Annotated in this window: 10 protein-coding genes and 1 pseudogene; 3 read left to right on the top strand and 8 right to left on the bottom strand. The window is 46.0% G+C overall.

Annotation, left to right across the window (positions count from 1 at the left end):
* Positions 1-28: 28 nt before the first annotated feature.
* The 4 genes from IQ234_RS17120 to ldpA form a co-directional block, all read right to left on the bottom strand.
* Positions 29-844, bottom strand: coding sequence for a Cof-type HAD-IIB family hydrolase (locus IQ234_RS17120; RefSeq protein WP_193957961.1), 816 nt, complete (start codon positions 842-844; stop codon positions 29-31).
* A 77-nt stretch (positions 845-921) separates the two neighbouring features.
* Positions 922-2,349: a hypothetical protein gene (locus IQ234_RS17115; RefSeq protein ID WP_193957960.1), complete on the bottom strand. Its 1,428-nt coding sequence runs from the start codon at positions 2,347-2,349 to the stop codon at positions 922-924.
* An 11-nt stretch (positions 2,350-2,360) separates the two neighbouring features.
* Complete coding sequence (locus IQ234_RS17110) at positions 2,361-4,172, bottom strand: R3H domain-containing nucleic acid-binding protein (RefSeq protein WP_193957959.1); 1,812 nt, start codon at positions 4,170-4,172, stop codon at positions 2,361-2,363.
* Positions 4,173-4,223: 51 nt separating this feature from the next.
* Positions 4,224-5,225 carry a circadian clock protein LdpA gene (ldpA, locus tag IQ234_RS17105; RefSeq protein ID WP_193957958.1) on the bottom strand — a complete coding sequence of 334 codons (1,002 nt, stop codon included), beginning with the start codon at positions 5,223-5,225 and terminating at the stop codon, positions 4,224-4,226.
* Positions 5,226-5,569: 344 nt separating this feature from the next.
* On the opposite strand from ldpA, the gene IQ234_RS17100 reads away from it, so the two are divergent.
* Both IQ234_RS17100 and IQ234_RS17095 read left to right on the top strand, forming a co-directional pair.
* The gene (locus tag IQ234_RS17100; protein ID WP_193957957.1) at positions 5,570-6,928 is read left to right on the top strand and encodes a serine hydrolase domain-containing protein; all 1,359 of its coding nucleotides are present in this window, start codon (positions 5,570-5,572) and stop codon (positions 6,926-6,928) included.
* A 319-nt stretch (positions 6,929-7,247) separates the two neighbouring features.
* Positions 7,248-8,015 (top strand): ABC transporter ATP-binding protein, encoded by a 768-nt coding sequence (locus IQ234_RS17095; protein ID WP_193957956.1) that lies wholly within the window; start codon positions 7,248-7,250, stop codon positions 8,013-8,015.
* A gap of 251 nt (positions 8,016-8,266) precedes the next feature.
* Here the strand turns inward: IQ234_RS17095 and IQ234_RS17090 are convergent, their stop codons facing one another.
* The 4 genes from IQ234_RS17090 to IQ234_RS17075 form a co-directional block, all read right to left on the bottom strand.
* Complete coding sequence (locus tag IQ234_RS17090; protein WP_193957955.1) at positions 8,267-8,719, bottom strand: nuclease; 453 nt, start codon at positions 8,717-8,719, stop codon at positions 8,267-8,269.
* Positions 8,716-9,000, bottom strand: coding sequence for a hypothetical protein (locus IQ234_RS17085; protein ID WP_185239517.1), 285 nt, complete (start codon positions 8,998-9,000; stop codon positions 8,716-8,718). Before IQ234_RS17085 ends, IQ234_RS17090 begins: the two co-directional genes overlap by 4 nt.
* A gap of 119 nt (positions 9,001-9,119) precedes the next feature.
* Positions 9,120-9,953 (bottom strand): PEP-CTERM sorting domain-containing protein, encoded by an 834-nt coding sequence (locus IQ234_RS17080; RefSeq protein WP_193957954.1) that lies wholly within the window; start codon positions 9,951-9,953, stop codon positions 9,120-9,122.
* 495 nt (positions 9,954-10,448) lie between these two features.
* The gene (locus tag IQ234_RS17075; RefSeq protein ID WP_193957953.1) at positions 10,449-11,081 is read right to left on the bottom strand and encodes an HAD-IB family phosphatase; all 633 of its coding nucleotides are present in this window, start codon (positions 11,079-11,081) and stop codon (positions 10,449-10,451) included.
* Between the two features lie 86 nt (positions 11,082-11,167).
* Here IQ234_RS17075 and IQ234_RS17070 point away from each other — a divergent pair.
* Positions 11,168-11,665: pseudogene (locus IQ234_RS17070) on the top strand (nitrilase-related carbon-nitrogen hydrolase); the annotation flags it as partial.
* Between the last annotated feature and the right edge of the window lie 126 nt (positions 11,666-11,791).

Here is an 11,791-nt window from a genome sequence, read left to right as displayed (position 1 = left end):
TTTCCCCACTTCCCCATTCCCCCATTCCTCAAATTAAAACAAACTTTTCCAAGGCCGCAGCCACCCCATTTAAGTTTACACTGGGGGCAACCCAATCGGCTTGATCCTTAACGGCTTGGGGAGCATTACCCATGGCAACACCGACACCCGCATAGGTGATCATAGAAACATCATTAAAATTATCACCGATCGCCATAACGTTTTGCGGTTGTAATCCTAGGATATCTTCGGCCAAAAATTGGGTGGCGCTTCCCTTGGTAGCCTCAACGTGGGTAACTTCAAAAAAAGTCGGACTCGATTGGGTAAAGTATAAATCTTGATTTTGATAGCGTTGCTGTAAATGCTGCCAAATCTCGGCGATAAATTGCTTATCTTCCCCCATGGCCAGGATTTTAGTAGTTTTGTGGGCCACTTTGCGTAAATCTCCCACTGCTTCGGCAATAATACCCGATCGCTGGCGATAGAATTCCGTTTCCGCGTTTAATTGCCGCACATAAAGCACATCGTCCATATAAAAATTAAGGGAGATTTTCTCCTTCCATTGGGGTTGTTCGAGATAATCTAAAAGATCGATCGCCAAGTCGGGGGAAATGGGGGTATGTCGATGGTGAACTTGGGAAACAGGATCTTGAATCCAAGCGCCATTGTAAGCAATTATAGGTAAAGTGGATTTAAGACGTTGATGAAAGCGTAAAGCCGAGCGGTACATCCTACCAGTGCCAATAGCGACGCGAATTCCCTTTTTTTGGACGGCTGAGACAACTTGCACCACGGCCGGATTAACCTGATTGTTATCCCCGGCGATCGTTCCATCCACATCGACAACGATTAAGCGAATATCCACAGTCTTTTCCCATTCAACGGTAACAGTTAATAGTTTGGCACTTCCCCCATCAAAAAGGGCAAGAATTAAGTAGTCTGTTAAGTATCGGGTAAATCTTGGTATTCAGCCAAAGCATTGATAAAAAAGAAGTCTCCCCAAATTAAACCCGTATCATAGATTTGGGTGGGTTGAATCGCGGCGGGATGATGATAACAACCATGACGCAATAGACTCATCTCTGGGGCGGTTTCGTCGGGAAAATACTGAAAAGAAGTCAAATTCAAGAGAGTATTATCGATCGCCTCTCGATAGGTTCCATAACTAGGATCACTGCTAGGTAAAGCTTTTAATAAGCGAATCATCCCCGCCACAGCGATCGCTGCCGCCGAAGAATCCCTTTCAGTAGCGGCATTTTTTTGCAAGGCATAATCAAAATCCCAGGGGGGGATAAAATCTCCGGCGCGTCTTTGCTCACCGGGCCAGCGATCGGGCAAATTTTCCAGATAATAATTAATGGCATCCTTGGCAATGGTTAACATTTCCAGATCGCCGGTGTAAATATAGGCCGTCGTGGCAGCATAAATAAACCAAGCTTGACCCCGGGACCAAGTGCTATCATCGCGCCAGCCCTGTTTTCCCTCATTAAATAAGAAATTTCTATAGGTGGGAGAGTTGACATTTTGATCAAAATAGCCCCTTTGCCAAGTTCCCGTTTTACCCGGGCGACGGTTAGCCCCAAAAGTGCGGCTAATGGTGCGGATATGGGAAAGGGCCTTTTCTTGCCAATCCTTTGCTTCCTTGGGGTCAGGATTGTGGCGACTTGCCCAGAGCAGTTGTTCTATACTGATCGTATGATCCATAAAAACGTGCCAATGTTCTTGCTGATCGGTGCGATCGGCCTTGCGTAACCAGCCAAAAGTCCCGATATCGGTGTGATAACTCCCTTTACCATCCTGAAAAGGTTGCGCTAGTTGTCTGGCCCCCCGTAAAGTTATCTCTAAAGCTGTCTGTTTTTCCTGCCCCTGTCCCGACTCAAACCAAGGGGCAAACACCAGTACGTTATTAAGAGCGACATCTTTGTTCTTCAAACTGGTTTCTTTTAAGGGATCGCTCCATTTTTTCGCGGCAGCCGACCAAAATCCCGCATCCATAGGGTTTGATTCTAAGTCAGCAATTTTCCATAATAGAGCAGGAAAAGCCCCTGCCGCCCAAAAATCGGCCTTTTCTAACTTCCAAGTACCGGGGGTGGGACTATTTCCCCTCCGTAGCCAATTTAAGAAGTTAAAACCCGATGACTCTGGATGGGTAAGATAGGGATAGAGAATGCCCCGACGGGCATAACTATCGAGATAATCGATCGTAGTGGCTAGTTTCATCTTAGCCAGATCGAGACAGAGCTTAATTCTTTCAGCTAGGGGCATTTTAGCCCGCAATTCCGCCGCCGATTCGGGACGACGGATCATCAGGGCGGCCACCGCACCGATCGCCGCCCCCGTACCTATAATGATGAGCGTGCGTCGCTTCAAATTCCTGACTCCTAAGCTGGATAGATACGAATACGGCGATTAGGTTCCTCTCCGAAGCTGTCGGATTGGAGACGGTAATGTTCCACTAATTCGTGCTGCATTTTTCGCACTTTCGCCGAGCGGGGCAGTAACTCCACCGGTTGACCAGTAGGAATAACGATTTGTTCCACCGCTAACCGGGCCTCCTCCAAAGCTTCGATCTCGTCATCGCTGCCGCTGCGGGCAAATAAACGCAGATCCGCGCCTTCCTGATTCATCGGGTCATCAATGCCCAAAATCCGCTTTAAACCGCGAGAAATTTGGGGCAAGGTATTGGATTTGATGCCGTGGATGGGAATTTGTCTTACTTTGGCAATTTGCCGCAATTTTGACTGATTTTTAACGTGGGAACGCAGGGCCAGCACCGCATCGGCCCCCTGTAAATCTTTGGTCAACACGATCGGCAAATCAAGGGCCTGTACTACCTGCTCGATCGGAGCGCGACTGACTCCGTAGGGATAGACATAAACCGGCCAATCTTCGCCATTGGGACCGGGGACGCGGACTTTTTCCGTTTCCGGTTCCTCCTGCAGCCAAGATTGTTCGAGGAGGCGATCGAAATCGTTTTCCCGGTTGAGAGGGCCCCCAGGGAAACGGGCCACGGGAGTCATCCGGCCATCGGCCCGCCATCCCTTGGGTTTATCCATTTCCGGCAGATAATTGCCGCGCAAAGGGGTGAGGTTTTCCGGTTTTGGTTCTTCCTGAGCGACCTGTACTTTCCCCTCCTCATCTACCCAACGGATTTGGGCAATTGCGTCCCGTCCCCGCAGCAGTTGGTCGATCGTGGTGGATACGTCCTCGTGAATGACCCAGCGCTGACGTTCCAACATTTCGATGGCAATCTCAAAGGTGGGGGGTGCTTTGCGTTCTAAAACGGTCTTCTGAGAACCCCGGCGGCGTGCTTCTTCGTCTCCGAGAGTTACTGCTTGAATTCCCCCGACTAAATCCGATAAAGTCGGGTTTTTAATTAAATTTTCCAATTGATTGCCGTGGGCGGTTCCCACTAACTGCACCCCGCGTTCGGCGATCGTGCGAGCGGCCAGAGCTTCTAATTCCGTACCGATCTCATCAATCACGATCACTTCTGGCATATGGTTTTCCACCGCTTCGATCATGACCTGATGCTGCAATTCCGGACGGGACACCTGCATCCGACGAGCGCGACCGATGGCCGGATGGGGAATGTCTCCATCTCCGGCGATTTCGTTGGAGGTGTCGATAATCACTACCCGTTTATTGAGATCGTCGGCTAAAACTCGGGCAATTTCCCGCAAGGCCGTGGTTTTCCCTACCCCCGGACGACCGAGCAGCAGCAGGGATTTTCCTGTTTCCACTAGGTCGTTAATCAGGGTGATCGTACCGAAAACGGCCCGACCGATACGACAGGTTAAACCGATAATTTCGCCATCTCGATTGCGAATGGCACTGATGCGGTGCAGGGTGCGTTCAATCCCGGCGCGATTATCGCCGCTAAAACTGCCCACCCTGGCGATCGAATACTGGATTTCTTCTTTTGAGATCGGTTCGTCCCCCAGATCGATCGCCCCATCGGGAAAACGCGCTTCTGGTATGCGTCCCAAATCCATAACCACTTCGATCAGTTGATGCTGCCGGGGGTGTTCCTCGATTTTGCCGCGAATCCGCGCCGGTAGAATTGCCAAGAGTTTGTTTAAATCGTCGGTCACTGGCATCCGAGAGGAGGGTAGGGTTTCTGGCATTAATAGTAAAGGGTTTTGGCGATTATTGGCTGTTTTTATTTCCAAGATTTTCTTGGGGTCTAACACATTTATGGGTTAGTTGTCAATTAAAAAAATATTATAGTTTTTTGACCAAGACTAGGCTTTTAATTGAGCAACCACCATAGAAGCGGCTTTAACGGCTTCTTGGTAGGCTTGGGGGTCATTTTCAAGGTTAGGCTGGTCTAAATGCTCTAAAATTGGCAAAATCAATGAACGGGCGTAACTTCCATAGGCAATACCAGCGATTTTTTCTCTCAGTCCCAGTTGCTCTAATTTGGTCACGGTGTGGTCATTGGTTCCCCCGGCTAACTGGACAAATCCGGCTAGATTGTCGGAGAGGACTTTTTTGGCCATACTAATGGCCGGGTGGGTGGTTCCTTTGCCGATATCGCCGCTCATCGGTCGGCCGTCCGTCTGCCAAATCAGAGGACAGCTTAGGGGTGAAATAGTTTCTCGTAGATAGTGGAGGTAATCAATGATATATTCATGATCTTGGCAACTTATGGCCAGGATTTTTAGGTTTTTAGTTAAAGGTGCGATCGCTTGCCAGAGTCGAGCAAATTCCTCTCCATGACCGACTTGAGTATGAATTTCGAGCGCATCGACTCCCATTTCGATAATTAAGGGGATAATTTCTGCGGGTTGACAGACACGGGATATTGTCTCGATTATTTGCGGGGGACAAACGGGTAAGCAACGACCGCAACCATAACAGCGCTGTTCAATCACTCCCCCCCTATCAATAGCATAAGCGGGACAGATTTTTTCGCAGGGACGAGGACAATCGACGGGACAGAGTTGCGGGTTAAAGACAGCTTTACGAAAGTGGGGATCTTCCCCATCATTGAGACTGACCATCAACCAAGGTCGTTGATTGGCAGGGAATCTGGCGATTTTTGCGGCAGTTTCGATGCCTTCCTTGGCCGCAAGGATCACGGCTCGATCGGCGGCCAAATCAATACAATCGGCCCCGGCGATAGTATAGGTCAAAGCGAGGTTGCGAATCGTGGGCAAATCTTGGTAACTAGCTCCACAGATGAGCTTGAACCAGTGACCCGCAACTAGGGACTGTAAGGGAGAGGAGTTTTTATCTAGCACTTTTTTATCCTATCGCAGCCAGCCCCAAACTTCAGCCTTGTGCTGCTCTGATTCTGACTAAAGACTGATTATGGATTCTTCTTGGACGTACTAAGCGACAAACGCTAAGTAAAACCGATTTATATCGACTTTTATAGTCCATCTGTTCTATTTTAGTTCGTCTCTTGCCAGTCAATCAACAACTTCATCAATAGCGATCGCTTTTTGGCTAGATGAGGACATTGCTGCAATTATGGCAGTTTTTCGTTATATATTTGGCTACAGTGGATCAGTCTTGATCCCATGAACTATCTTTTCATCCCGAGACTAAATCCAGTCAGTTTTCCTAATTTCCCTGATTTTTGATGAAACTCCGGCCAATTCTCTTAATATTTTTTTTTAGTGCCTGTGTACTGGCAAGTGGCTGGCATCTATCCCTCAAGGCGATCGCAGAGGAAGGAACCACGGCAGCGACTAAGATAACTTGGACGGCAGCCAACTCCGATCCAAGGGTTTTAGGCTGGATGCAGGGTTCGCCGCCCCCCCCCGATAAAATTATCCGTTTTGCTAACGGTAGTTATTTTCAATTTCCCCAAATGCGCTGGAGTGTTTGCCATTTTCAACAGCTTATGCCCACTAAAGCCGTTAGTCGGGGATTATCTCTAGCTGTTCCTTTGGTGAAAAAAGAATTATCAGATATTGACAAAGTGACTTTTCTGCCCTGGGGGGCCAAGGATACGATGACTTGGCAACAATCCCTAGAAGCTAACTTTACCGATGGGATCCTGGTGATGCACCATGGTCAGATGGTTTATGAAAAGTTTTTCGGCTGTTTGAACCAGGTGGAACGTCATGGGGCCATGTCCCTAACTAAATCCTTTGTGGGATTATTGGGAGAAATGTTAGTGGCCGAAAATAAATTAGAGGAAAATAAACTGGTTAGGGATTATATTCCCGAACTGACGAAAAGCGGCTTTGGCGATGCCACGGTGCGTCAAGTTCTCGATATGACCACGGCCCTAGATTATAGTGAAGATTATGCCGATCCCAAGGCGGAGGTCTGGCAACACGCGGCCGCCGGGAATCCTTTACCGAAACCAGAAGGTTATACGGGCCCTAGCACTTATTTTCAATTCCTGCAAACTGTCCAAAAAAAAGGAGAACACGGTCAGAGTTTTGGCTATAAAACTATTAATACTGATGTTCTGGGTTGGTTAATTGCTAGAGTCACGGGGCAACCACTGACGGAAGTTCTCTCGGAAAAAATTTGGAGTCAAATCGGTGCCGATATTGATGCTTACTTTACCGTAGATTCGATCGGGACTCCCTTCGCCGGTGGCGGCTTAAATGCGGGTTTAAGAGATCTGGCTCGCTTCGGCCAAATGATCCTCGACGAGGGCAAGGTTGGCGATCGCCAAGTGGTGCCGCCAGAAGTCATCCGCAAGATTGCCAAGGGAGGCGATCCACAGGTATTTGCGAGAGCGTCATACTCGGCCTTAAAGGGATGGAGTTATCGCAGTATGTGGTGGATTACTCACAACGAAAATGGTGCTTTTATGGCGCGGGGAGTTCACGGTCAATCCCTCTACATCGATCCCCGTGCAGATATGGTAATCGCTCGTTTTGCGTCCTATCCCGTAGCAGGTAATGCGGCTAACGACCCTACCACTCTACCAGCTTACCAAGCTGTGGCAGATTATCTGATCAAGCTCGATCGGCCCTAGGGTAAGCTAAGACGCATTTTGATTCGCTAGTAGTGGTCAGCCGTCTTGTTTATAGCGGTGTGCAGTCGTATGAGGTACAGTGTCACGAGCTATAAACCATGCTAGGCAAAGCTTGGTTTGTATCTCACTCAAGCGCTTACCGCTATATCTGGTCAGGATTGTGTAAAGTATTTCCTAATCAAAATAATTGCCCAATAAATATTGATAACTGATTCTTTCAGGGTGACTCTCCTGACAATTATCTTTTTTTGGTCGGTGCAATGCTTACTTGCAATCGTCTTGATCGAGTAAAATCGATTAATTTAACCTATTAACAAGGATGCAAGCAAATTTATTAGAAGTGCGGGGAGCCACCCGTCGATTTGGGGGATTAGTCGCTGTCGATGGGGTTGGCTTTCAGGTACAAAAAAACGAGATTTTTGGCTTAATTGGACCTAATGGGGCGGGAAAAACGACTTTATTTAATCTGATCACTGGTTTAATTCCCCTATCCAGTGGTGATTTAATTTATCAAGGCTGCAGTCTGGCTAATTATCGTCCTCACCAGATCGCTCAGGCGGGAATTGCCCGTACTTTCCAGAATTTGCGCTTATTTGGTGAATTATCGGCTTTAGAAAATGTAGCGATCGCTGGACATATTCACAATAGCTCCAATCTTTGGACGGGAATTTTGGGTTTACCAGTTTCGAGAAGGGAGGAAGAAAAAACCTATAAAAGAGCGGGGGAATTATTAGATTTAGTCGGATTAACCGACCAAAGCAATCGAAAAGCCCGTAATTTAGCCTATGGTGATCAAAGACGCTTGGAAATTGCCCGCGCTTTAGCTTTGCAACCCCAGTTATTACTCCTCGATGAACCGGCAGCCGGGATGAATCCCAGCGAAAAGGGGTCATTAAGTCAGCTAATTCGACAAATTCGCGATAATTTAGCTCTAACCGTCCTGTTAATCGAACATCATGTGCCTTTAGTGATGGGATTATGCGATCGCATTGCTGTGTTAGATTTCGGTAAGTTAATCGCTTTGGGAGATCCAGCTACAGTCAGGGAGAATCCTGCGGTGATTGAAGCTTATTTAGGGGATGAATAAGGATTTTAGATAAATACTCAATCCAGCACTGCATCTTGTCAGGACTCAGCCTTGATGTTAGCCTGTACTGTAGAAGCAAGAGTTTTGTTATCTCGCACTACTCTGGGCAAAAATATTAATGCTTCGTTAACCGCATCAGCAGTAGGAAAAATTTCTGCAAATCATCTTCCATTTCTGACTTATCCCTGTTCATAACCTTCTCGTTTGGTTTGCGTCACTTCTCTTGCAATAAAGTTCCTCTGAGAAAGATGTCAATCAAAACTAATATTTTGCCATAAATCTGCTCTGACAAATTTGGATAAATGACCTACATTTGTTGTTGCAATTATCGGATTTTTCACAGATAACGTGACAGCTTGTGCAATTAAAATCATATCACCATCAATTGTTTTATCTCCTGCTGTGGGTTGTCCTTGTTGGCGTGCCTGCGCCCAAAATAAAGCAGCTTTTCGCATTGCATCCGTTGTAATGGCTAGGTATTCTATTAAGTTAGCTAACTCATCCAGTCGCTTAATTCCTTTAATCTTGTTAGCGCGTAACAACTCTCGACGCACCTCATAATCAGCAATTTCTGGAAGAATAACCCTAATACCTGCTTTAATTAGTGTTTGTAGCCAACAATTACAAGCTAGACTTTCAGGCGATCGCTTAGGATTAGTAATTAAACCGATAATTCCCGTATCTAATAAAACTACTCTATTCACCAAGTTACTCCCTTTAATTCAGCCGGAAATAAAGGACGCTCCGATAAGCGATCTTGGTCAAGTTTTTCTATTAAATATTCGCCTGTTTCTTTTTGTTCTTGTTCATCTTCTTCATCAATCCAAGATTGAAGTAAATTAACCAGTTTAGTCTGTTTTTCTTGTTCTAAAATAGTATCCTTGAGCAACTTTAGGACATAAGCTTCTAGAGAAAGACCTTTCTCTGTCGCTTTTTGGCTGAGATATTGTTCGATTTCTGATGTTAAATTAAGAGTTAGTGGCATGGGCTTGACTTGAATCAATTTATCGTGTCTTTAACTATTATAACCCCAAAAAGCGATCGCACTATATAAATATAGTGCGATCGCTGCAAAATTAAGGCTAGATTTACCAGTTCTTTATTTTAGTTTTGGTTTGAATTCAGATACGCGTCTAGCTTGCTGAATTGGCGGCGGCGGCGCAGAACACCCAAGCCAGCCAATCCCAGACCAACTGCTACTAAAGTTACCGGAGAAGAATGTTCGGGAACTCCAGTAACGGATCCCTTGGGTACAGTTCCGTAGCGGATAACGCCGCCAGCAACCAAGTACTCGCCGAAACCATCGCCATAAAAAGTAATAGTGGAGAAAGTGTCAGAGTCATCGATTGCGCCGACGAAATTCTGGTAAAACCCATAGGTTGCATAACCAGGGTTATCGGAATCAGTATTCGCTATAGCAACCTGTTTGGTTGCTCCGCCATCAAAAGAGATATAAAGACCACTAGGATGACAGCAAGTAGACCAGTCGCCAATATCCAAGCCGAAAGCATTGATCGGAGTGTTAAAGGTGAAAGTCAAGCCGGAATTGGGAGCGGGGGATGCAGGGTTGATGCCGATGGATTGTCCACCAGGTATACCGCCAGGAGCCGGACTAGCGAGGTAAAAGGAATCGATGAAACGGCTCGAACCATCAGTAGAAGTGATGGTATAGTCTGGACGAGTCCAGGAACTTCCACTACTCAAACCAGAAAGCGCATCGGTGAAGACAGTCCCGCCAACACCTGTGATCAAAGCATCAAAGTTAGCGCGACTGGCAGGAATTGTTTGGTTGTAAATGGTAGGGTCGGCTTGAGCATAGACGCTACCAGCACTTAGAAGGGTAGCAGCACCAGATACAGCTATTATAGATAAGCCAAATTTCACGCGTTTTATAGCTGTCGCCGCTGACAGTTTTTTCAGCCCAGTCGAAGTTTTCATACTCAGAAACTTTCCTCAAAACAAATAAACAAACAAATGTTCTGACTGCCCTTTAAAGGAAAAAATCTCGAATTAAGCGACATTGGCAAGGGAGAAAGATTGATTTTTCCAAAATTGCCAATCGCTAAATTTTAAGCTAGTTCCTCAATGACAAGACAGAGCCACAACAGAATTCTACCGCCCCGATTTAGGGTAGCTGTTCTCGGATTATTAGATGAATTTTAAATGTTTTTAAAATTCTCCTACCTCCCGAAATAATCCTAAATAAAATCGCCGCTCTTTAAATCTAACTTTAGGTAGAAACTAGGTATTTCTTTCGATAGATTTCTCGTTTCTAGGCTCTGCCTAGAAATGTTTAATGAGAGTCTCTGCCTCCTGAGTAATCTTTACAGAAGGCAGAGCCTTCAAAAATCATTCCCAGGCGGAGCTTGGGAATGAGACAGCGAAAATCATTGCCTCTTGCCTATCCTAAACATTACTTATCACAGCCAATCCCTAATCTCTCAATAACAGATATTCGCGAATCTCAAAAAAGTTATCCCAACGAATATAGGGTTGATTTTCCGCTTGCAGATAATCGATTAAACGATCCCTAGCAAAAACTAGATCGGCCCTTCTAGCCATGGTAATATCGGTAACGGAATCACCGATCGCAATAGTTTCTACTCCTGAATATTTGGTCATAATCAAAGCTTTAGCCACTAATTCCGTCTCATTTTCCCAATCGGAGTGAACTTGCAGATATTCCCCTTGCGTATGAAGATTGACCCCATAAATTGCCGTCACCTTATCTAATAGTCCCTCCCGTTTTAAGACCGTTTCAATCATGCCTTGGATACCACCGGAGATAATAATAAAAGGGATGGCTTGCTCCTGTAAAAAAGCGAGGAATTCTGCTAATCCGGGGCGAATTGGCTTGCTTTCGGCATAGGCGAGAATATCGGCGTATTTTTGGCTCGGTATCGACTCTAGCAGTTGACGGACACCCCGGCGCAGACTGAGAGTCCTGGCGTACATTTGGGGCATAATTTGGGCTGATAAATCGGGGGCGAATTCTTTGAGCATACCCGCAAAAGTTTCCACGGCGGTGATAGTGCCATCAAAGTCACAGAAAACAATTTTACTCATGGGGTGACAAAATATCTGAAATTGGATATAATCGAAGGTTATGATTAATTTTACAGAGATTATCTGATTCTAGAGCTTCAACCCCCATGAAATCCTATCTCGCCGCCGCCATTCAAATGACCAGTCAGCCGGATTTAGAGAAAAATCTCGCTGCCGCTGAAGAATTGATCGAACTTGCCGTGGGTAAAGGGGCGGAATTAATCGGTTTACCAGAAAATTTCGCCTTTATGGGGGCAGAAACCGATAAAATCGCCCAGGCTGAGACTATTGCTCTCAAAGCCGATAAATTCCTCCGCACCATGGCCCAACGGTTTCAAGTGACCATTTTAGGGGGCGGTTTTCCCGTGCCGGTGACGGGTATTGCCGATAAAGCTTATAATACCGCTATTTTAGTTGATGGCAACGGTGCGGAATTAGCCCGTTATCAAAAAGTCCATCTCTTTGATGTCAATGTCCCGGATGGTAACACCTATCAGGAATCGAGTACAGTCATGGCAGGGATCGATTTACCGCCAATTTATGGCTCCGATAGCTTGGGCAAAATTGGCCTCTCGATTTGCTATGATGTGCGTTTTCCTGAACTAGACCTCCTGCAAAAATAGGAACTGATTATGTAAAATAAAGTAAAACACTCAGAAAAACAATGACTTACGAAAAAGTAAAAAATTTGAATCCAGAAGAGTTTAAACGCTTTTGTGGAGTATATCCTG

Source organism: Microcystis aeruginosa LEGE 91341, assembly GCF_015206885.1.
In the GTDB taxonomy this organism is placed as follows: Bacteria; Cyanobacteriota; Cyanobacteriia; order Cyanobacteriales; family Microcystaceae; genus Microcystis; species Microcystis aeruginosa_H.
Note: the sequence above shows the minus strand (reverse complement) of the source record. Positions and strands in the feature narration are given on the sequence as shown.

Excerpts from the sequence above, each read along its gene's own strand:
- IQ234_RS17100 (WP_193957957.1), top strand. The coding sequence starts at position 5,570 with ATGAAACTCCGGCCAATTCTCTTAATATTTTTTTTTAGTGCCTGTGTA.
- IQ234_RS17095 (WP_193957956.1), top strand. The coding sequence starts at position 7,248 with ATGCAAGCAAATTTATTAGAAGTGCGGGGAGCCACCCGTCGATTTGGG.
- IQ234_RS17085 (WP_185239517.1), bottom strand. The coding sequence starts at position 9,000 with ATGCCACTAACTCTTAATTTAACATCAGAAATCGAACAATATCTCAGC.
- IQ234_RS17080 (WP_193957954.1), bottom strand. The coding sequence starts at position 9,953 with ATGAAAACTTCGACTGGGCTGAAAAAACTGTCAGCGGCGACAGCTATA.
- IQ234_RS17075 (WP_193957953.1), bottom strand. The coding sequence starts at position 11,081 with ATGAGTAAAATTGTTTTCTGTGACTTTGATGGCACTATCACCGCCGTG.